The sequence below is a fragment of the Streptococcus sp. FSL K6-1323 genome (genome assembly GCF_038630745.1).
Classification (GTDB): Bacteria; Bacillota; Bacilli; order Lactobacillales; family Streptococcaceae; genus Streptococcus; species Streptococcus salivarius_D.
In genome coordinates this window covers 663454-687200 of the sequence record NZ_CP152039.1, presented here as the reverse complement: position 1 = coordinate 687200, position 23747 = coordinate 663454, and the positions used below count along the sequence as shown (strand labels likewise).

The window sequence follows — 23747 nt, the reverse complement described above, 5'->3', positions numbered from 1 at the left end:
TGATTAAGGAAAATTCCTCTTGGTAAGATTAATAAAAATTCTGATTTTTCCAATCATATCTGATAAATACTTCTTTCTAAAGTTTTCATCTTAATATCACTAGACAGCAAAAAACACCGCCCTTATTTAACAATGTACTAATAAGGGTGGTGTTTTATTAAAAAATTGACGATGACTACCTAACACTAAAATTATAAACTGTCATCTTCTGGGTCATCCTTCTTGCGTTTAGCAAGAAAGGCAAGACCAGTTGCAGTAGATAGAACTCCTAACACCGCTGCAAGTGGATTACTTCTCTCAATAAACTTAGGAAGCATCCTAGATTCTGGTTGTACCAAAAGTCTATCAGCCTTAGCCTTAAGAATGAAACTGTCAGAATTGCGATCATTAACAGAAAGACTAGTTCTTTCTGATGTGTTAATTATCAGTGAAGTGTTTGTCAATTGCTCTGAACTCATTGAAGATATCTGTGAGTTTGATGAAGCACTTGTTGAAGCGCTCATTGATGCAGACGTACTTGCTGACTCGCTCGCACTCGTTGAAGCGCTCATTGATGCAGACGTACTTGCGGATTCGCTAGCGCTTGTTGATGCACTCTGTGACGCTGAAGTACTTGCTGATTCTGAAGCACTTGTTGAAGCGCTCATTGATGCAGACGTACTTGCGGATTCGCTAGCGCTTGTTGACGCACTTTGCGATGCACTTGTACTTGCTGATTCAGACGCACTTGTTGAAGCACTTTGCGATGCTGAAGTGCTTGCGGACTCTGAAGCACTTGTAGAGGCGCTCATTGAGGCAGATGTACTTGCTGATTCGCTAGCGCTGGTTGAAGCACTTTGCGATGCGCTAGTACTTGCTGACTCACTAGCACTCGTTGAAGCGCTCATCGACGCTGACGTACTTGCTGACTCTGAAGCACTTGTCGATGCGCTCATCGACGCTGACGTACTTGCTGATTCGCTAGCGCTGGTTGACGCACTCATCGACGCTGACGTACTTGCTGACTCACTAGCACTCGTTGAAGCGCTCATGGACGCGGACGTACTTGCTGATTCTGATGCGCTGGTTGATGCACTTTGTGATGCGCTAGTTGACGCACTCATGGATGCTGACGTACTTGCGGATTCACTCGCACTTGTTGAGGCGCTCATGGATGCACTGGTACTTGCGGACTCACTGGCACTGGTTGAGGCACTCATCGATGCACTGGTACTTGCGGATTCACTCGCACTTGTTGATGCACTCATGGAAGCACTCGTGCTTGCTGACTCTGAGGCGCTCGTTGAGGCACTCTGTGACGCGGACGTACTTGCTGACTCACTGGCACTCGTTGAAGCGCTCTGTGACGCTGAAGTACTTGCCGATTCGCTAGCGCTGGTTGATGCACTCATGGACGCGGACGTACTTGCGGATTCACTTGCGCTGGTTGAAGCACTTTGTGAGGCGCTTGTACTTGCTGACTCGCTGGCGCTCGTTGAGGCACTCATGGATGCTGACGTACTTGCAGATTCAGACGCACTGGTTGAAGCGCTCATCGACGCTGAGGTGCTGGCTGATTCAGATGCACTTGTTGAGGCGCTCATTGATGCGCTAGTACTTGCCGATTCTGATGCGCTGGTTGACGCACTCATTGAGGCTGACGTACTTGCGGATTCTGATGCGCTAGTTGAAGCACTCATGGAAGCACTTGTACTTGCAGATTCAGACGCACTCGTTGAGGCACTCATCGATGCTGACGTACTTGCTGACTCTGATGCACTGGTTGAAGCACTTTGCGATGCTGAAGTACTTGCGGATTCACTCGCACTTGTTGAGGCACTTTGTGACGCTGACGTACTTGCAGATTCTGAAGCACTTGTTGAAGCACTTTGCGATGCTGACGTACTTGCCGATTCACTCGCACTTGTCGATGCACTCATGGATGCACTTGTACTTGCTGACTCACTGGCGCTCGTTGAGGCACTCATCGACGCTGACGTACTTGCGGACTCGCTCGCACTTGTCGATGCACTCATTGATGCCGAGGTACTTGCTGACTCTGATGCGCTCGTTGATGCGCTTTGTGAAGCACTTGTGCTTGCTGACTCGCTCGCACTTGTTGAGGCACTCATCGATGCTGACGTACTTGCTGACTCTGATGCGCTCGTTGATGCGCTTTGTGAAGCACTTGTGCTTGCTGACTCGCTCGCACTTGTTGATGCACTCATCGATGCACTTGTACTTGCGGATTCACTCGCACTTGTTGAAGCGCTCATGGAAGCACTTGTACTTGCTGACTCACTGGCACTCGTTGAAGCGCTCATGGAAGCACTTGTACTTGCGGACTCACTGGCACTTGTTGAGGCACTCATCGATGCTGACGTACTTGCTGACTCTGATGCGCTCGTTGATGCGCTTTGTGAAGCACTTGTGCTTGCTGACTCGCTCGCACTTGTTGATGCACTCATCGATGCACTTGTACTTGCTGACTCACTGGCGCTGGTTGAGGCACTTTGTGAAGCGCTTGTACTTGCGGATTCGCTTGCACTTGTTGAGGCACTCTGTGAGGCACTGGTACTTGCGGACTCTGATGCACTTGTTGATGCACTCATTGATGCCGAGGTACTTGCTGACTCTGATGCGCTCGTTGACGCACTCATCGATGCTGAAGTGCTGGCTGATTCAGATGCACTTGTTGAGGCACTCATTGAGGCAGATGTACTTGCGGATTCTGAAGCACTTGTTGAAGCGCTCATTGATGCTGACGTACTTGCTGATTCGCTCGCACTTGTTGAAGCGCTCATGGACGCGGACGTACTTGCCGATTCTGAGGCGCTGGTTGATGCACTCATGGAAGCCGACGTACTTGCCGATTCTGATGCACTGGTTGAGGCGCTCTGTGACGCGGACGTACTTGCTGACTCACTCGCACTTGTACTTGCGGATTCACTCGCACTTGTTGAAGCGCTCATGGAAGCCGACGTACTTGCGGATTCGCTAGCACTTGTTGAAGCGCTCATCGATGCTGAAGTGCTGGCTGATTCAGATGCACTTGTTGAGGCACTCATTGAGGCAGATGTACTTGCGGATTCTGAAGCACTTGTTGAAGCGCTCATCGATGCTGACGTACTTGCTGATTCGCTCGCACTTGTTGAGGCACTCATGGACGCGGACGTACTTGCCGATTCACTGGCACTTGTTGAAGCGCTCATCGATGCGGACGTACTTGCTGACTCGCTGGCACTCGTTGAAGCGCTCTGTGACGCTGAAGTACTTGCTGACTCGCTCGCACTTGTTGAGGCACTCATTGACGCTGAAGTACTTGCCGATTCTGATGCACTGGTTGAAGCGCTCATCGATGCAGACGTACTTGCTGATTCACTGGCGCTAGTTGACGCACTCATTGAGGCAGACGTACTTGCTGATTCGCTAGCGCTTGTTGACGCACTCATCGACGCTGAAGTACTTGCCGATTCTGAAGCACTTGTTGAAGCGCTCATCGACGCCGACGTACTTGCTGACTCTGATGCGCTCGTTGATGCGCTTTGTGAAGCACTTGTGCTTGCTGACTCGCTCGCACTTGTTGAGGCACTCATGGACGCGGACGTACTTGCTGACTCACTTGCACTTGTTGAAGCGCTCTGTGACGCTGAGGTACTTGCTGACTCGCTCGCACTGGTTGAAGCGCTCATGGACGCTGAAGTACTTGCTGACTCGCTAGCACTTGTTGACGCACTCATTGATGCAGACGTACTTGCGGATTCGCTAGCGCTTGTTGAGGCACTTTGCGATGCACTTGTACTTGCGGATTCACTCGCACTTGTTGAAGCGCTCATGGAAGCACTTGTACTTGCTGACTCACTGGCACTCGTTGAAGCGCTCATGGAAGCACTTGTACTTGCTGACTCGCTCGCACTCGTTGAGGCGCTCATCGATGCACTTGTACTTGCTGACTCACTGGCGCTAGTTGACGCACTCATCGACGCGGACGTACTTGCTGATTCAGATGCACTTGTTGAGGCACTCATGGAAGCCGACGTACTTGCTGACTCGCTCGCACTGGTTGAAGCACTTTGCGATGCTGAAGTGCTGGCTGATTCAGATGCACTCGTTGAAGCACTCATTGAGGCCGACGTACTTGCCGATTCTGAAGCACTCGTTGAGGCACTCATGGATGCTGACGTACTGGCTGATTCACTGGCACTCGTTGAAGCGCTCATGGATGCTGACGTACTGGCTGACTCACTGGCACTCGTTGATGCGCTTTGTGAAGCACTTGTGCTTGCTGACTCGCTCGCACTTGTTGATGCACTCATCGATGCACTTGTACTTGCTGACTCACTGGCGCTGGTTGAGGCACTTTGTGAAGCGCTTGTACTTGCGGATTCGCTTGCACTTGTTGAGGCACTCTGTGAGGCACTGGTACTTGCGGACTCTGATGCACTTGTTGAGGCACTCATTGATGCCGAGGTACTTGCTGACTCTGATGCACTGGTTGAAGCACTTTGCGATGCTGAAGTACTTGCGGATTCACTCGCACTTGTTGAGGCACTTTGTGACGCTGACGTACTTGCAGATTCTGAAGCACTTGTTGAAGCACTTTGCGATGCTGACGTACTTGCCGATTCACTCGCACTTGTCGATGCACTCATGGATGCACTTGTACTTGCTGACTCACTGGCGCTCGTTGAGGCACTCATCGACGCTGACGTACTTGCGGACTCGCTCGCACTTGTCGATGCACTCATTGATGCCGAGGTACTTGCTGACTCTGATGCGCTCGTTGATGCGCTTTGTGAAGCACTTGTGCTTGCTGACTCGCTCGCACTTGTTGATGCACTCATCGATGCACTTGTACTTGCGGATTCACTCGCACTTGTTGAAGCGCTCATGGAAGCACTTGTACTTGCTGACTCACTGGCACTCGTTGAAGCGCTCATGGAAGCACTTGTACTTGCGGACTCACTGGCACTTGTTGAGGCACTCATCGATGCTGACGTACTTGCTGACTCTGATGCGCTCGTTGATGCGCTTTGTGAAGCACTTGTGCTTGCTGACTCGCTCGCACTTGTTGATGCACTCATCGATGCACTTGTACTTGCTGACTCACTGGCGCTGGTTGAGGCACTTTGTGAAGCGCTTGTACTTGCGGATTCGCTTGCACTTGTTGAGGCACTCTGTGAGGCACTGGTACTTGCGGACTCTGATGCACTTGTTGATGCACTCATTGATGCCGAGGTACTTGCTGACTCTGATGCGCTCGTTGACGCACTCATCGATGCTGAAGTGCTGGCTGATTCAGATGCACTTGTTGAGGCACTCATTGAGGCAGATGTACTTGCGGATTCTGAAGCACTTGTTGAAGCGCTCATTGATGCTGACGTACTGGCTGATTCACTGGCACTCGTTGAAGCGCTCATGGATGCGGACGTACTTGCCGATTCGCTAGCGCTGGTTGAGGCACTCATTGACGCGGACGTGCTGGCTGATTCTGACGCACTCGTTGAGGCACTCATTGAGGCAGACGTACTGGCTGATTCTGAAGCACTTGTTGAAGCGCTCATCGATGCACTGGTACTTGCGGACTCACTGGCGCTGGTTGAAGCACTCATTGAGGCCGACGTACTTGCGGATTCTGAAACACTTGTCGAAGCACTCTGTGAGGCACTTGTACTTGCTGACTCGCTCGCACTGGTTGAAGCACTTTGCGATGCTGAAGTGCTGGCTGATTCAGATGCACTCGTTGAAGCACTCATTGAGGCCGACGTACTTGCCGATTCTGAAGCACTCGTTGAGGCACTCATGGATGCTGACGTACTGGCTGATTCACTGGCACTCGTTGAAGCGCTCATGGATGCTGACGTACTGGCTGACTCACTGGCACTCGTTGAAGCGCTCATGGACGCTGAAGTACTGGCTGACTCGCTCGCACTTGTTGAAGCACTCATTGAGGCTGACGTACTTGCCGATTCTGAAGCACTCGTTGAGGCGCTCATCGATGCTGAAGTACTGGCTGACTCGCTCGCACTTGTTGAAGCGCTCATGGACGCTGACGTACTTGCCGATTCTGAAGCACTCGTTGAGGCGCTCATGGAGGCCGAGGTACTTGCTGACTCTGATGCACTTGTCGATGCACTTTGCGATGCGCTTGTACTTGCGGATTCAGACGCACTCGTTGAAGCACTCATTGAGGCTGACGTACTTGCCGATTCTGATGCACTCGTTGAGGCGCTCATTGAGGCCGAGGTACTTGCTGACTCTGATGCACTTGTCGATGCACTCTGTGACGCGGATGTACTTGCGGATTCTGATGCACTAGTTAAGGCACTCATTGATGCCGATGTACTTGCCGACTCACTCGCACTCGTAAAAGCACTTTGCGATGCGGACGTACTTGCTGATTCACTTGCGCTTGTACTTACAGATTCGCTTTCTCTTGCGGACGTACTTGCTGATTCACTGGCAGATGTACTTGTACTTGTTGATTCTGACTTGTACACAGTATCTGATACCGTTTCACTTTGTGTATATGTTGTTAGTGGGTATTGAGATTGATTTGTTTGATTCTTATCGAAATCTTTGTAATAGACTGTTGCAACACCATCGTTACTGATTTCAATACTTGCAATACGATCTCGGCCATTAGCAATCACTCTATCATGCGCCTTCATGATTTCTTCACGAACTTTAGCTTTATCTGTCTCTGTTAAGTGACCGATATCCTTTACTTGTGTAACAGTTATCGAAGGCTTGTTAAATAGATCTTTTAATTGACCTTGTCTAACACCAAATTCATCAGATAAAGTCTTATTTCCACTTAGGTCGACTGCTTCTACACGACGTCCCCAACGGTTACCTGCTCCCCAAATCAAGTCACTCTTTGGAACAACGGTAAAGGTAAAGGTTGTCTGGTCATCGCTCATAACGGTATTGATAATATTTGGAATAGCACCCGTTCCCCAGTTTGTATTTCCCTGGAAGAAATCTGAAAGGACAGTCGCATTCCCAGTTACTCGTAAGGTAGCAAGCTTACCGCTATTGTCTTTACCAGTAACGGTCACTTGGATGACATCTCCAGCATAGAAAACATAGTCACCATTTATTCCTATCTGAGGATCTTTGCCGTTTACCTTAACCTTATACTCAACAGTTGGTTTCACTGTTTCTGCCGTAATCGTCGCTGTAGCCTTTTCTGAAGTTTCCCCTTCAAATGTGCTTGTAGCCGTAACAGTACCTACAGGCAATAAGCCATTGTTATCATCATAGGCTTGCTTCAGATCCTGTGCCGTAAAAGTAACACTTTCATCACTAGCTCCTGCCTCCTTGGTAAACTGATGCCCATTCAAAGTCAAAGTGACCGTGGAACTAGGTAGAACGTTCGTGACTTGAATAGATTTACCTGGTAAGCCACCTGTCTCTGTCACTGAGTCCTCAGAGATCACTGGAGTAGGGATAACCGTATATTCGGCAGTTATTGGAATCGTCAGAGGGATATCTGACTTATCATCTGTGATCGTATAAGCAATGTCTAATGTAGCTTTCCCAGCAGTTGTAATGTCTGGTCCTAAGCCATCTCTGAATTCCCCTATAAAATTAGGATTTCCCGTAATAGTCACCCAACTAGCCGGATCTTTACTAGTTCTATAATTTTCATCTTCTACATTTTGATGGAAAACTTTGTGTTTGGTTGTGAGTTCAATAACACGGTGTTCGAGTGTCGTTGAAGTCGTAAGCAATTTAGAAGTATCTGTCGTTGCTCCATAACGCCCCACATCATAAATCCGCTTAATGGCATAGGTAAATGTTCCTGTGTTATCAACTGTTAATGGGATAGTGGTAAAGCTGACTCCAGACGCATCTGTCCATTGTGTTGTATAAGAAACATCTGTAGTGTCTGATTTAATATAATTACTCTCATCTTTTCCATTATGAAGACCTTGGCCTTTAAGATCATAAATAGGACTCTTAGCTTCAATCGTCGGTAAAATGGTGTAAGGAACTGAAACCGTGTAAGTTTGAGAATCCCCTGGAAGTTGAACAGTAACCTCCGCAACTCGATCCCCTACCGTATTGGTATTGATTAGATCTTTTGATGTCTTCCAACGTACTGAACTTCCTGAAGGCAAAGCTAAATCATTGGCTAATTTTACAAAATTACTTGGAATACTTAATTCTGGAGAACCTTCATGATGAAGGGCATAGAGCCTATCCGCCTTCGCTTTAGGTGCAGCATAAGTCGCTAATTTTGAATTTCCAGAAGCTGTGTAAGTCGCTGTGCCACCTGTTTCTGTCGGCCCTGTCTTAGATGTACTTGCTTGGATATTTCCATATGGCAAAGCTGTTGTGACTGTGACAGTTGCATTCCCAGATGCATCAGCTACTGCAGTTCCAATAGCCCTCCCTGCTGAATTGCTCAACGTAACGGTTGCACCTGGTGAAGCTGTTACTGCAATCTGCTGATTCTTCATACCAGCTTTACCGGTCAAATCAGTCGTAATCGTTGCTACTTTTGGATTGACCGTTACGACAACATCAATCTCTTTAGTGGCTCTATGTCCTGCTCCATCCTCACCAGTTTTTACAATAACTGTTTTCGTGAATTTTCCGATTTGATCCATGCTCGGAGCATCATTGTTTTTCCAGGTGAAGGTATCATTGGCCACAGGAGTGATTGCATTCGAACCAGATGCATACTGCACTGCGCTGATTGCATTAATTGTAACATTGTCACCTTGAGTAAAGACCCAAGATCTCGTAGGGTTTGGTGTCGGGTTGGCAACAAGATCATAAACAATGTGTCGGAAAGTAGATGAAACCGTCAGTAACTTGCTAGATTCCGTTTCACCATACCGACCCTTTGGAAAAACTGCTTTTAACGTATAGTCTTTATAACCTACCGTATCGGTATTGATATCATCAATCTTCGTGGTTCCATCATAAAGTCCCCAAGACATTCCTGAAGGATACCAAGCACCCGTACCTAATTTCGTAAGGTAACTGTAATAACCACCACCTGAAGCTGAACCATTTGTCAGTGATTGTCCTTTAAAGTCGTAGATTGGACTTTTGGCGCTAAGAGATGGATAAACAGTGTAGGGGATATCAACTGTTTGAACATAGCCATTCGGCATGGTGACTTTTACAGTAGCCTGTTTATCACCTTGATCAGACGTATCAAAAGGTGTTGCAAATTCGTACTTGGTATCACTTGCTAGGGTCACACCTGTTTGAGTCTTTACAAAATTTTGAGCGACAGTTAAATCAGAAGCATTTTCACCAACATAGGTATAGATACGATCCACCTTTTTCTCTACTGTAGGAGAGTAGGTATAGGTAACTGTTACCTTTCCTTTCTTAAATTCAATCTTGTTTCCGCCTCTATAGAGATTATATGTGTTGGCATTATTTCGTTGAACTTTGTAACCAGGAATATCCAGGTAACTTGTTAAATCTTGGATATTTCCTCCTAGACCAGAAATGGTTTTAGATGGTTTGAGCTCCACTCCTGTAATATCATCTACATACTTGATCGTAATGTAAGATCCACCTGTGGTGTAATCGAAGGATTCAAGTCGAAATTGTTGTAAGTTAACACCTGAACCAGTTGAAGCAAATAATGCAAAAGCTAATTCACTAGGATTTCCTGCATTTGACAACAGTGTCATATTCTTTGTATCGTTCCAAAGAACATTTGTATTTCTAACTTTATCATCAACCAGATAATCACTTTGTTGACCAATTTTCTGATTTGCTAAATTATAAGACCAAGTCTGTCCAGCATAATTTACGGTCATAACTTTAGTCTTACCATCATAATTTACAGTGTAATTTTGGAAAGAATTATTTGTTGGATTCGTTTGAAGTTTAGAAAAAGTCGAAATAACAGGATAAACTCGTCCTTGTGCATTAATATATTTCGTCCCATTATAACTATAAATAAATCCTCCGAATGCTCCGCCACCACCAACACGTGAGGGATCTGCTGAAGCCATATTTTGGGGAAGTGGAGCACTCGTATTATGCCATGTATCAAGTTTAAAACCAAAGGATCCTTTAAGGTTGGTCCCCCCCATCCCAAGACTGGCGCCTGATCCATTACCATTAGCATTTCCTATTTCACCAACGTTACCCGTAGAGAAAATAGCTGCAACACCGTCACCACCGTCATGACCATTATTTCTAAACCTTTCATAAGCATCACCTAGATTGATTTTTCCTTTGAGCACAAAACTCTCGGTCATATCAATCTTATTCTTTAATGTATATGAACCTGCTTGGCCACCACTCGCAGTGGTTAAGGTCACAGTGCCATTATTAAAGGTTGCCGAACCGTTAGTCTGGAAGTAATCCATTTGATCTTCCGGCGTAACATGAAGTGCTGCTTTTGGCGTGTAAGTAGCATTCCCAATATTTGTTGCTGCTCTGAAACCTGTTCCTGTCGGAAGTGCTCTCCCATTACGGCTGTCTCGAAGTCCAGAATTTGCACGTAACACCGTATTGACCACAGTATTACGGGTTCTAGTAGCTTCAGAGATAAGGGCGTTGAGGTCAGCATTCGGATCTCTCAAAGCATTTTGAATCGCTTCAATCGTAGCATTTCCTTTTAGAAGGGCACTTTCCGCTCCTTCACGATTGCCTAGTCTTCCTAGATAAGTTCCAATTTCAGTAGACAGTGAGTTAAGCTTGGCTTCCTGCTCTTGACGCTTCTTATCCGCCTCAATACTCACCGCCACAGCAGTATTAGCTACTGCTGTAACTTCTGAGGTAACCTCTGCTGCTTGTGCTGAGACTGTCGGTACTGACGCTCTTGTTGTTAAATCTGATGAATGTGATGTCTCATTGGTGTCTAAACCTTCTGAACGCATTGAGCCTGTACCACTTTCAGGCCCCGTCTGACTCGTAGCAGTAACTTGACTACTTGATGTCTCACTGGCATGCCCTGTCGCCTTTGAACTACTCATTGAAACTGAAGTAGATTCCGAAGCTTTCTGCGAAGCCGAAGCACTTGTTGAAGCTGACGTACTAGCAGAGGTTGAGACTGAGGTCGAAAGGCTCGCTGATACTGACGCAGAAGCCTGATGACTTGCCGATAGCGATAGTGAGACTGAGTCTACTGAGTTTGATACTGAATCTGTGGCTGAGGCTGACTGGCTAACAACATCCCCTCTGACTACAGATTCTGTAATAGCTCCCGAATGACCCAAAACCGCTGAATCAGAAGCTGCCAAAACATCTGTCGTCGGACTAACCGTATGCTCTACCGCTGATGGACTTGTTACTTCATCAGCTTGAACTACATAAGTCGCTACTCCTCCACCTAGTAGAGCTCCAGTCGCGGCTACTCCCTTTAAAAGTCTGTCACTTGTGATTAAAGGTACTTCTTCCTCAACTTGATGAACTGATACAGATGACGCATCCACTCGACCACTTATTATCTTAAAAAGTCCGAAGTGAGAAGTTGCGGCACGTAACCAGTGTTTCCCTGACTTTACCAATTTAAAACGTGTCACACGATCAGTTTCTCGGTACTGACCCTCATTTCTTCTAAAAAACATATATACACCTTTTCATTTTTAGCTAGTTTATTAGTATATTACTATTTATTTTATCATATCCTTAACCCAAAAATCTAATATAGTATCTTATTTTTTGAATTTTTTTATCGCCCTTTCCTACATTGCTTTTACAAGTCTAAAAAAGGGTGATTTCCCCAGGATGATAACAATGAAAAGGTAGAAATAGAATATGACATCTCTCGAAAAAAATGATTAAGGAAAATTCCTCTTAGTAAGATTAATCAGAATTCCGAATTTTCTAATTATATCTGATGAGTACCTCTTTCTAAAGTTTTCATCTTAATATCACTAGACAGCAAAAAACACCACTCTTATTTAACAATGTACTAATAAGAGTGGTATTTTATTAAAAAATTGACAATGACTACCTAACACTAAAATTATAAACTGTCATCTTCTGGGTCGTCCTTCTTGCGTTTGGCAAGAAAGGCGAGACCAGTTGCCGTCGCTAAGGCACCGAAGAGTGTAGCTAACGACGATTCAGTTTCTCCAGTCTTCGGAAGTTGTTTGGCTTCAGTATGATCCTTAGGAGACATACTTTCAGAGCTTGAAGCACTAGCTACAGACGTAGGTGATGAGTCACTAGCACTGGTTGAGGCGCTCATGGACGCTGACGTACTTGCGGATTCACTAGCGCTGGATGAGGCACTCTGTGACGCACTGATACTTGCTGAAGTTGAAGCACTTACTGATAGAGAAATCGAGGCCGATACTGACATACTAATCGAATCAGAAACAATAACACTATTAATATCAACACTGTCAAGGGAGTGAATCGCAGGTTCTCCCATGCTTGTGATAACTGAGCTTGACGCTGAAGTACTTGCTGATTCTGACACACTCGTTGATGCACTCATGGACGCTGAAGTACTTGCCGATTCGCTCGCACTGGTTGAGGCACTCATTGAAGCACTGGTACTTGCGGATTCGCTAGCACTTGTTGAAGCGCTCATCGACGCTGAGGTACTTGCGGACTCGCTAGCACTTGTTGACGCACTCATTGAAGCTGAGGTACTTGCGGACTCACTGGCACTGGTTGAGGTGCTCATCGATGCACTTGTGCTTGCTGACTCACTGGCGCTGGTTGATGCACTCATCGACGCTGAGGTACTTGCGGACTCGCTAGCACTTGTTGACGCACTCATTGAAGCTGAGGTACTTGCGGACTCACTGGCACTGGTTGAGGTGCTCATCGATGCACTTGTGCTTGCTGACTCACTGGCGCTGGTTGATGCACTCATCGACGCTGAGGTACTTGCGGACTCGCTAGCACTTGTTGACGCACTCATCGATGCTGACGTACTTGCGGACTCACTGGCACTGGTTGAGGTGCTCATCGATGCACTTTGTGATGCTGAAGTGCTGGCTGATTCAGATGCACTTGTTGATGCACTCTGTGAGGCGCTTGTACTTGCGGATTCGCTCGCACTTGTTGATGCACTCATGGACGCTGATGTACTTGCGGATTCGCTCGCACTTGTTGATGCACTTTGTGATGCTGAAGTACTTGCGGATTCGCTCGCACTTGTTGATGCACTCTGTGACGCTGACGTACTTGCCGATTCAGACGCACTCGTTGAAGCACTCATCGATGCTGACGTACTTGCTGATTCGCTCGCACTTGTTGAAGCACTCATGGATGCTGACGTACTTGCTGATTCACTCGCACTTGTTGAAGCGCTCATCGACGCTGACGTACTTGCTGACTCGCTCGCACTGGTCGATGCACTCATGGATGCTGAAGTACTTGCGGACTCTGATGCACTTGTTGAGGCGCTCATTGAGGCCGATGTACTTGCGGATTCGCTCGCACTTGTTGAGGCACTCATGGAAGCCGACGTACTTGCCGATTCTGATGCGCTAGTTGACGCACTCATGGACGCTGAAGTACTTGCAGATTCACTCGCACTTGTTGAGGCGCTCATGGACGCTGACGTACTTGCTGACTCACTAGCACTTGTTGAGGCACTCATGGACGCAGATGTACTTGCGGATTCGCTCGCACTTGTTGAGGCACTCTGTGACGCTGAAGTACTTGCAGACTCTGAAGCACTCGTTAAAGCGCTCATGGAAGCCGACGTACTTGCTGACTCACTTGCACTCGTTGATGCGCTCATCGACGCACTGGTACTTGCGGACTCTGAAGCACTTGTTGAAGCGCTCATCGATGCTGATGTACTTGCTGACTCTGATGCGCTCGTTGAGGCACTTTGCGATGCTGAAGTGCTGGCTGATTCTGATGCACTTGTTGAAGCGCTCTGTGACGCTGACGTACTTGCTGACTCACTCGCACTGGTTGAGGCACTCATTGAGGCAGATGTACTTGCTGATTCGCTGGCACTTGTTGAGGCGCTCATGGATGCTGACGTACTTGCTGACTCTGATGCACTCGTTGAAGCGCTCTGTGAGGCACTGGTACTTGCGGATTCACTTGCGCTGGTTGACGCACTTTGCGACGCTGATGTACTTGCGGACTCACTGGCACTGGTTGACGCACTCATGGATGCCGACGTACTTGCTGATTCTGAAGCACTCGTTGAGGCACTCATTGACGCGGACGTACTTGCAGATTCAGACGCACTCGTTGATGCACTCATTGAAGCGGACGTGCTTGCGGATTCTGATGCGCTCGTTGAGGCACTTTGCGATGCTGAAGTGCTGGCTGATTCTGATGCACTGGTTGAGGCGCTCATGGAAGCCGACGTACTTGCGGACTCTGAAGCACTTGTTGAAGCACTTTGCGATGCTGAAGTGCTGGCTGATTCAGATGCACTTGTTGAGGCACTCTGTGACGCTGAAGTACTTGCAGACTCTGAAGCACTCGTTGAAGCGCTCATGGAAGCCGACGTACTTGCGGACTCACTTGCACTCGTTGAGGCGCTCATCGACGCACTGGTACTTGCGGACTCTGAAGCACTTGTTGAAGCGCTCATCGATGCTGATGTACTTGCTGACTCTGATGCGCTCGTTGATGCACTTTGCGATGCTGAAGTGCTGGCTGATTCAGATGCACTTGTTGAGGCACTCATGGATGCTGACGTACTTGCTGATTCAGACGCACTCGTTGATGCACTCTGTGAGGCAGATGTACTTGCTGATTCGCTGGCACTTGTTGAGGCGCTCATGGATGCTGACGTACTTGCTGATTCAGACGCACTCGTTGATGCACTCATTGAAGCGGACGTGCTTGCGGATTCGCTCGCACTTGTTGAAGCGCTCATGGAAGCCGACGTACTTGCTGACTCGCTGGCGCTGGTTGATGCACTCATTGAGGCACTCGTACTTGCTGATTCTGATGCACTGGTTGAGGCGCTCATTGACGCAGATGTACTTGCAGATTCGCTAGCACTGGTTGAGGCGCTCATGGATGCTGACGTACTTGCTGACTCGCTCGCACTTGTTGAAGCGCTCTGTGACGCTGACGTACTTGCGGACTCACTCGCACTGGTTGAGGCACTCATGGAAGCACTTGTACTTGCGGATTCGCTGGCACTTGTTGAGGCGCTCATGGAAGCCGACGTACTTGCTGACTCGCTGGCGCTGGTTGAGGCACTCATTGAGGCACTCGTACTTGCTGATTCTGATGCACTGGTTGAGGCGCTCATTGACGCAGATGTACTTGCAGATTCGCTAGCACTGGTTGAGGCACTCATCGATGCTGACGTACTTGCTGACTCTGATGCACTCGTTGAAGCGCTCTGTGAGGCACTGGTACTTGCGGATTCACTTGCGCTGGTTGACGCACTTTGCGACGCTGATGTACTTGCGGACTCACTGGCACTGGTTGACGCACTCATGGATGCCGACGTACTTGCTGATTCTGAAGCACTCGTTGAGGCACTCATTGACGCGGACGTACTTGCTGATTCAGACGCACTCGTTGAGGCACTCATCGACGCACTGGTGCTTGCAGATTCACTGGCGCTAGTTGAAGCACTCATTGACGCGGACGTACTTGCTGATTCAGATGCACTTGTTGAGGCGCTCTGTGACGCGGACGTACTTGCTGATTCGCTGGCGCTGGTTGAAGCACTTTGCGATGCGGATGTGCTGGCGGACTCGCTAGCACTTGTTGAGGCACTCATCGAAGCTGACGTACTTGCAGACTCTGATGCACTTGTCGATGCACTCATGGATGCAGACGTACTTGCAGATTCACTTGCGCTGGTTGACGCACTCTGTGACGCTGAGGTGCTAGCTGATTCTGAGGCACTAGTTAAGGCACTCTGTGACGCGGACGTACTTGCCGACTCACTCGCACTCGTTAAAGCACTTTGTGAGGCACTGATTGAGGCACTCATCGAAGCAGACGTCCGTGCTGATGCGCTAGCACTTGTTGAAGCACTTTGTAAGGCCGACGTACTGGCTGACATACTCGCACTTGTCGAAGCAGACTGGCTAGCGGAATCTGACAGAATAGCATCATTTTTATCATCAATATCCAAACCGGCTAGAGGCGACTCATCATAACGTTGTTGATAAGCCGTATTCCCATCCGATGTCAGAATTCCACTCAGTGTTGATTCAACGATTGCTGTTGCAGTTCGAACATAAAGGTTTCGATTTGACCCTTCGGTAACAATTGTCCATTTCATATTATCCGCAACACCACCACCAATGGTTCTCCACTGCTGACGAACTGCCTTCAAATTTGAATAGGGCATTGAACTTGCTTTAGTCAATTTTGAAGTCCAATCTTCTGTTGTAATCAAATTCCCATTATCATGGTAAGTCATGGTTACAGAATTAATGGTATCATCTGATGTTACTAAAATACCAAATTCATTATTCGTATTAAAGGACGGCTTAACCGTTACTACCCAAGTAGTCTTGTTGGTTCCAGTATCATAAGAATAGGTCATCGATTGGATAATCGTATTTTTCCCACCCTCAGAAACATCTGATCCTGTCAAAGTACCTGAATAAATATACTGTCTACGACCATTTGAATCAAGATAAGTTTGAACAGCATTAGCTGTTGCTGCTAAATTGATGGCGATGCTTTGAGAACCATTTGAATTGACCACATTTCCTGTGAAACCAGTCTGTTGCATGGTGCTCATCATTTGCTCAACAGCCAAGCCTAAACGACTGCGTTGCCCTTCAAAATCTCCCTCATTTTGAGAAAGCAAAGTGTTAGCTTTTGTCAACTCAGTGCGAACAGTTTGGATGGCTTCACTAAGATCTGCGCGAGCTTGGGCATCCGTCACACTATTTAAATAACGGTCTGCCAAACTGACAAGTAATTGTGCTTCAGATGCATTTTGTTCCAGAGTAGTCTTACTCATTGAAAGCCTATTTGCTACTTCAGTTGATCCTAAGTCTTCAAGAGACAGACTAGTAGATTCACTGTAAGCAAGCGATAGTATCTCTGATGTATGTAAACTCAAAGACTCCGAAGCACTTCCAATCGCTTGAGATTCAAAATTAGACAAGGTATCTTTTACAATACTTGCTTGGCTAACAAGACTGGTCAAATCTGATGTTGAAGCAGATAAGGCAGACTCCATAGTTTCTAGACTTGGCTTAACCGAAAGAATATAACTTTCCGTATCACCTAACTGAGCTAATCGACCAAGATAGGTTCCAATTTCAGTAGACAGTGAGGTAAGCTTGGCTTCTTGCTCTTGACGCTTCTTATCCGCCTCAATACTCGCTACCACAGCAGTATTAGCTACTGCTGTAGCTTCTGAGGCCACTTCTGCTGCTTGTGCTGAGACTGTCGGTACTGACGCTCTTGTTGTTAAATCTGATAAACGTGATGTCTCATTAGTGTCTAAGCCTTCTGAACGCATTGAGACTGCACCACTCTCAGACCCCGTCTGGCTCGTAGCAGTAACTTGACTACTTGATGTCTCACTGGCATGCCCTGTCGCCTTTGAACTACTCATTGAAACTGAAGTAGACTCCGAAGCTTTCTGTGAAGCCGAAGCACTGGTGCTGGCTGACTCACTCGCACTTGTCGAAGCTGACGTACTAGCAGAGGTTGAGACTGAGGTCGAAAGGCTCGCTGATACTGACGCAGAAGCCTGATGACTTGCTGATAGCGATAGTGAGACTGAATCTACTGAGTTTGATACTGAATCTGTGGCTGAGGCTGACTGACTAACTACATCTCCTCTGACTGCAGATTCTGTAATAGCTCCAGAATGACCCAAAACCGCTGAATCAGAAGCTGCCAAAACATCTGTCGTCGGACTAACCGTATGCTCTACCGCTGATGGACTTGTTACTTCATCAGCTTGAACCACATAAGTCGCTACTCCTCCACCTAGTAGAGCTCCAGTCGCGGCTACTCCCTTTAAAAGTCTGTCACTTGTGACTAAAGGTACTTCTTCCTCAACTTGATGAACTGATACAGATGACGCATCCACTCGACCACTTATTATCCTTGAATTGTCAAATTAAGTGCATACTTTCCCCATAGAATACTTCATAAGGTGTTTTCCAGTTAAGACATTTTCGTGGCCTATTATTAAGTTTGTTCTCCCATAGCTGAATAGTCTGATCATCAACCAATGTTAGATCACTACCCTTTGGAAAATATTCTCTAAGTAATCCATTCGTGTTCTCATTGGTTCCTCGTTGCCATGGAGCATGAGGGTCAGGAAAATAGACTTCAATGTTCAATTGATCACTCAATTTCTGATGATACGTGAATTCTTTCCCTCTATCAGGAGTTACTGTATACTTCGTCAAGGGTTCTAACAGTTTTACCATAGCTTCTATTACCAACTTGCTTTTCTTAACAGCTACCTTTTTGATTTTTAGAAAACGAGAATAACGGTCTGTTAGAGTCACTAAACAAGCTTTTCCAGTTTTACCTGCAACAGTATCGGCTTCCCAATCTCCTATTCTAGTTCGATTATTAGCCTCTTCTGGTCTTTCGTGAATTGTATGAGAAATGGATATTTTCCCTCTATTTTCAACATGACCTTTTGTATGACGTGTTTTCCCACGATGACGAAGTTTACGAATGACACCACGAGCACCATGAGATAATGAGTTATCCTCAAAATGTCCTCGATAAATGGCTCTATAGATTGTTTGATAACTAACAACAGTTTTCCCATACTCTAAGCGCAACCGACCTTCTATTTCTTCAGGAGACCATTGGTAATCGAGAAATAGATGTTTGATGGTATTGCTTAAATTGTGATCTATTTCAAGCATCCGTTTCCGCCCACAGTGTGATTTGGCATTATGGTACGATTCCTGTGCATGATTTGGAGAATAAGCTCCTGATTTTGTATGGCGCTTCCACTCACGACTAATACTAGATGGATGACGATGAAGTAACTTAGCAATTTGAGAAAAATTTAGGCCTTGCGTACGGTAAATGAGAATACTTTCACGCTCGTCTATGGTAAAATGATGGTAGCTCATAAGATTTCCTTTCGTAACTAGTTCGTTCAATTCTATTTTACTAGAAAATCTTATGAGTTTTTATTGTGCACTTATATTGTATATTCAAGTCTTAAAAAGCCCAAAGTGAGAAGTTGCGGCACGTAACCAATGTTTCCCTGACTTTACCAATTTAAAACGTGTCACACGATCAGTTTCTCGGTACTGACCCTCATTTCTTCTAAAAAACATATATAAACCTTTTCATTTATTTTTTATTTCTATATCTTTTTCATAAGCATATTATCCCATTTTATCATAAAAATAGTCAAAAAATTAGTACTATAACTTATTTTTCAAACTTTATTATTTTCAACTTTTTTTGTAAATCAAAGAAACATAAAAAATCCCTCAGAAACTTAATGTTTGAGGGAAGATTACTTTATAAAAATAGTCAGTTTAACCCCATTAATCTATGATAATCAACTATAACTAATGATAAGAGATAACCATCATGACCAATAGAACAACAAATAATGCAGAACTAAGACCTAGGGTCAGGCCCTTTAGAAGAGTTTGGCTTGCCCAGTAACTGGTCCTACCAATATTACTCGTGGCATCACTCGAAAAAATCTGAATTTGCCTAGGCTGCAGTGTTACAGTAATAATAAGTGACACACTTAAAATGATGAGTAAAATCATAAAGAATATTTGCATAGACTACCTCAACATACCTATTAAAGTAAAAATTAAACTAATTATAATAACAAAGCCTAACATAAAAAAGAAAATCTTATTTATTTTCTCGCCCCTAGTTTCTTTTTCCTCCACTATGGGCTTTTGTTTTAGCTCCTCCATACGGCCTTCAACCGCATTATGAAATAAGTCTTTATTTGTCATATTTCTCTCTTTCCTATGGGAAGTAGGTCACGATATTACCATCCTCACTAACAAGCACTTGACTGAGTAAAAGATTGCGAACCATGTCTTTTTTGATCTGCTTCTTCATGGTTTCAAAACCTGCAAATGCTTCCTGATAATATTCAACAATTGGATTCTTCTGACTAGCCGTTTGACTCCCAATAGCTTGTTGGAGTTGTTGTAAATAGTCAACCTGTTCAATCCAATTATCATCAATAGCCTTAAGAAGTGATAGACATTGGAAATATCCAAAAAGATCAATGGTGTCTAATTGTTTCTTTTTATCATCTATTTCCTTATAAGCAAACTGATAGATAAGTTCAGCCACAGCTTCGACATCATCAATATCCAGATCATCTGGAATTTTCTCAATATGAAAACTAATGTTTTTGAGAATAAAGTGATACAACTTCTCCTTCTCGCTAAGATCTTCTTCAACCAGAGCAATATCAATATAGTCATCAAGAACCTGCTCAATGGTATCTGTTAAATCCTGATCTTGATTAATAAGGTGATTTCGTTGGGCATAAATGAGTTCCCGTTGAATGTTCATACTCTCAGCATATTCTAGTGTTTGCTTACGTGAAAAACGTGCCGCACTGTCACTAGCTCTTTGCGCCTTCTCAACCAAACGTCTGTAGCGTCGCCCTACTAATTCTATACTCTCAGTTTTCTCATCAATAGTGTAGTCTTTATAATATTTATGTACCCAGTTAGGGCCATACTTTTTGATAACATCATCTTCAAGTGAAACAAAAAATTTAGACATTCCAGGATCTCCCTGACGTCCTGAACGTCCTCTGATTTGTAAATCAATACGCTGACTTTCCATACGTTCAGTCCCAATGACAACAAGACCACCTAATTCGGCGACTCCAGGTCCCAACTTAATATCGGTCCCTCGTCCCGCCATAGAAGTAGCTACCGTGACAGCACCCATCTGACCTGATTCAGCTATCATCTCAGCTTCTCTAGGAGCATTATTAGCATTTAAAAGATTGTGGGCAATTCCTTCCCTTAGGAGAAGGTTAGAATATAATTCAGACATTTCAACCGAACCAACGAATATTAGGAGAGGATTCCCTTTTCGATGATAATGCTTAACATACTCTAGAGAAGCATAGATTTTTTCTGGTAAAGTTACATAAAGATTGTCTGGATAATCTATCCTTTGTTTCGGACGATTGGTCGGAATTTGAACAACTTGCATTCCGTAAGTATCCAAAAATTCTTTTTCTGCCGTCTTACCAGTCCCAGTCATACCTGAAATCTTTTTGAACTTACGAAAAAGGCTTTGATAGGTGACAGAAGCCATGGCACGTGTTTCGGGAGATAACTTTACAAGCTCCTTGGCTTCAATTGCCTGATGCATGCCTCCTTGGAGTTTGGTCAATTCCATCAAGCGTCCAGTCGCTTTATCTAAAAGAACAACTTCTGGTCCATCTTTTCCTTGACGAACAATATAATCTTTATCCTTTTTGAATAGGGTATGAGCTCGGAGAGCATAAATAAGGTGACGCGCAAATGTAGCATTCTCTTTGGCATAGAGATTACTAATTCCTAGATAATTTTCAGCTAACTTTGCACCTTTAGTTGTCAGCCAAACTTCACCCTTTTCTTCCTTGAAAATATAGTCCTGATCCTCAACCAATGTCGTCATGAGTGTATTAATCATAGCATAATAGTTGGATTGAACACGAGGAGAACCTGAAATAACCAAGGGAGTTTGCGCACTATCCAGTAAGACGGAATCAACCTCATCAATAATAGCAAAGTTAAAAGGACGCATGTATTTACCGTCTTTATTCGAAGCTAGATTGTCAATAAGATAGTCAAAGCCCAAACCACTATTTGTCGTATAGATAATATCAGAAGCGTAAATCTCCCTTTTTTCAAAGGTATCAAGTTCTTCACCATCCTCTGCAAAAGGAACGCCAATGGTTAGACCTAGAAACTCGTAAACCTGTCCCATTTCTTCAGCATCACGTTTTGCTAAGTATTCGTTTGTCGTTACAAGTATTGCTCCTTGTCCTGTCAGTGCATTTAAGTAAACTGGCATGGTTGCTGTTAAGGTCTTACCTTCTCCTGTACTCATCTCAGCAATATTTCCCTGATGCATAACGATTGCTCCCATAACCTGAACATCATAGGGAAACATACCTAATACACGCTTAGCTGCTTCACGTACTACTGCGTAAGCCTCTGGTAATAAATCATCTAAACTTTCGCCTTTGTCTAGCCGTTCTCTAAATTCAGTAGTTTTATCTTTTAATGACTGGTCATCCAGTTGTGCCATCTGCTCAGCCCAACCATTAACTTGCTTGAGTACACTTTTTACTGGTTTTAAAGGATTTAAAGAATTAAACATTTTCTTCTCCTACTTCAGTGATTGTCATTCCCTTAAAATCCAATTCTACCATTCCAGCACTCAAGAGGGAGATGGAATAATTGTAGGCTTCATGAGGATAGACGAAAGTGAAAGATTGTTTTTTTTCAATCATCTGCTTAACTTCCTCACCATAACGATTTAAGAAGCTTAATTTAAGATAAACCGTACCTTCAGGAACTGTTGTAAATTGTGATTCGAGACGATAAATATATCCCTTTTTTAACAAAGGTAAGCTAGGTTGCTTTCGACTCGCCTGATAATTTTGAATAGCTAGCCAGGAATGAATCTCAGTTCCTGATGCTATCAAGGGGTTACTGAAATTGACTGAGCCATCTGGATGATGTTCAATTTGGGAACCAAACATATAGGATCTCACATTCGTTCCCCATTGAATCTGAGAGTTATTCTTATGAATCATGTTCATCCCTTTCTTCCAAAATCATTTTCCCTAATTGTCAAGTCAAGTGCAACAAAGATGTTCCTCTGATTAAGTGAGTATCTTTCAAGCTGTTTGAGTTAGCTCAAACAGCTTTTTTGCGGACTGATAGCCATGAATTCGTCTAGGTCTTTCATTGATAGCCTTTGTATAGTCCTCTAAAAGATTCTGATTTAGTTCTTTTAACGAACACCCCTTCGGAATGAACTCTCTTAGTAGTCCATTGAAATTCTCATTTGTACCTCGTTCATAAGATGAATAGGCATGTGCAAAATAAACATCTAATCCCTCTATCTTACTCAATGATGAAAATTCGTTTCCATTATCTGCAGTTATGGACTTAATGGGATAAAGTTTCATACACTCTAAGACTGCTTGATTGACATACTCTGCTTTCTTTTCCACGAGTTTCTTTGTGACAGCATAGCGTGTTTGTCGTTCTACCAAGGTTAGAATAGAAGGTTCTCCTATTGTCTTTCCACCCAGAACAGAATCGATTTCCCAATCTCCAAAACGGGAACGATTATTGATTTCTTCTGGCCTTTCTTCAATTGACTTTCCTAGATGTTTCTTGGTAGAGGGGCGCTTGGTAAATTTCTTACGGATCCGCACTGCTCTTGGCAAATCAATGACCTTAATCTCTAACAATCCTTGATGGATATAGTTATAGAGCGTCTTGGTTGAAGGAACAACTGCATCTACATGTTGGAGTCTATAGGTATGAACAAAGGTATCCACGCTATGCACCCTTGGTTTCTCTCTCATTGCTTCTGTAAATGCTCTCAGAAAGTCATCCGATACGGAATCCAGTTTCAAATAATAGCTGGCTTCTCTAGCATGACGATAACGGTTATGAGCAGCATCTGCATAATAGTGTTGGTAATAGACCTTTTGCCCATTTACTTTTTTCACTTGTGTTATGGAACCACGATTAATTTCACGAGTAATAGTAGAGCGATTTCTCCCTAGTCTACGAGCAATCTCAGCAGGTTTGAGTCCTACGCTTAAATAAGCTTCAATTTCCCCTCGCTCAGCTTCAGATAAGTGCTTGTATGATTGATTTGTGGTAGAATAATTAGTGGACATGTTCATCTTCCTTTAT

Annotated in this window: 8 protein-coding genes and 2 pseudogenes; 1 reads left to right on the top strand and 9 read right to left on the bottom strand. The window is 44.9% G+C overall.

Features of this window, described 5'->3' with window-relative positions:
- Positions 1-191: 191 nt before the first annotated feature.
- Positions 192-7040, bottom strand: coding sequence for an accessory Sec-dependent LPXTG-anchored adhesin (locus NST80_RS03180; protein ID WP_342504655.1), 6849 nt, complete (start codon positions 7038-7040; stop codon positions 192-194).
- A 1213-nt stretch (positions 7041-8253) separates the two neighbouring features.
- Between NST80_RS03180 and NST80_RS03175 the strand changes: the two genes are divergently transcribed.
- On the top strand, positions 8254-8439 hold the full coding sequence (locus tag NST80_RS03175) for a hypothetical protein (RefSeq protein WP_041817198.1): 186 nt from the start codon (positions 8254-8256) through the stop codon (positions 8437-8439).
- Between the two features lie 638 nt (positions 8440-9077).
- Here NST80_RS03175 and NST80_RS03170 read toward each other — a convergent pair.
- The 8 genes and pseudogenes from NST80_RS03170 to NST80_RS03135 all read right to left on the bottom strand — a co-directional run.
- Positions 9078-11534, bottom strand: a pseudogene (locus tag NST80_RS03170) (accessory Sec-dependent serine-rich glycoprotein adhesin); the annotation flags it as partial.
- Positions 11535-11935: 401 nt separating this feature from the next.
- Positions 11936-17947, bottom strand: a pseudogene (locus NST80_RS03165) (accessory Sec-dependent serine-rich glycoprotein adhesin); the annotation flags it as partial.
- A gap of 7 nt (positions 17948-17954) precedes the next feature.
- Entirely contained in the window at positions 17955-18941 is a 987-nt protein-coding gene (locus NST80_RS03160; RefSeq protein ID WP_013990693.1) for an IS30 family transposase, read from the bottom strand.
- Between the two features lie 450 nt (positions 18942-19391).
- Positions 19392-19616 (bottom strand): hypothetical protein, encoded by a 225-nt coding sequence (locus NST80_RS03155; RefSeq protein ID WP_041817196.1) that lies wholly within the window; start codon positions 19614-19616, stop codon positions 19392-19394.
- A 3-nt stretch (positions 19617-19619) separates the two neighbouring features.
- Positions 19620-19799, bottom strand: coding sequence for an accessory secretory system protein Asp4 (asp4, locus tag NST80_RS03150; protein ID WP_004182209.1), 180 nt, complete (start codon positions 19797-19799; stop codon positions 19620-19622).
- A gap of 13 nt (positions 19800-19812) precedes the next feature.
- Positions 19813-22188, bottom strand: coding sequence for an accessory Sec system translocase SecA2 (secA2, locus tag NST80_RS03145; RefSeq protein WP_049553825.1), 2376 nt, complete (start codon positions 22186-22188; stop codon positions 19813-19815).
- Positions 22181-22627 (bottom strand): accessory Sec system protein Asp3, encoded by a 447-nt coding sequence (gene asp3, locus NST80_RS03140; protein WP_013990277.1) that lies wholly within the window; start codon positions 22625-22627, stop codon positions 22181-22183. Before asp3 ends, secA2 begins: the two co-directional genes overlap by 8 nt.
- Before the next feature lie 84 nt (positions 22628-22711).
- Positions 22712-23731, bottom strand: a complete 1020-nt coding sequence (locus tag NST80_RS03135; protein ID WP_171021848.1) for an IS30-like element IS1139 family transposase — start codon at positions 23729-23731, stop codon at positions 22712-22714.
- Between the last annotated feature and the right edge of the window lie 16 nt (positions 23732-23747).

What these genes read in the sequence shown, in the direction of transcription:
- NST80_RS03160 (WP_013990693.1), bottom strand. Translation starts at nt 18,941, where the DNA reads ATGAGCTACCATCATTTTACCATAGACGAGCGTGAAAGTATTCTCATT.
- NST80_RS03155 (WP_041817196.1), bottom strand. Translation starts at nt 19,616, where the DNA reads ATGCAAATATTCTTTATGATTTTACTCATCATTTTAAGTGTGTCACTT.
- asp4 (WP_004182209.1), bottom strand. Translation starts at nt 19,799, where the DNA reads ATGACAAATAAAGACTTATTTCATAATGCGGTTGAAGGCCGTATGGAG.
- secA2 (WP_049553825.1), bottom strand. Translation starts at nt 22,188, where the DNA reads ATGTTTAATTCTTTAAATCCTTTAAAACCAGTAAAAAGTGTACTCAAG.
- asp3 (WP_013990277.1), bottom strand. Translation starts at nt 22,627, where the DNA reads ATGATTCATAAGAATAACTCTCAGATTCAATGGGGAACGAATGTGAGA.
- NST80_RS03135 (WP_171021848.1), bottom strand. Translation starts at nt 23,731, where the DNA reads ATGTCCACTAATTATTCTACCACAAATCAATCATACAAGCACTTATCT.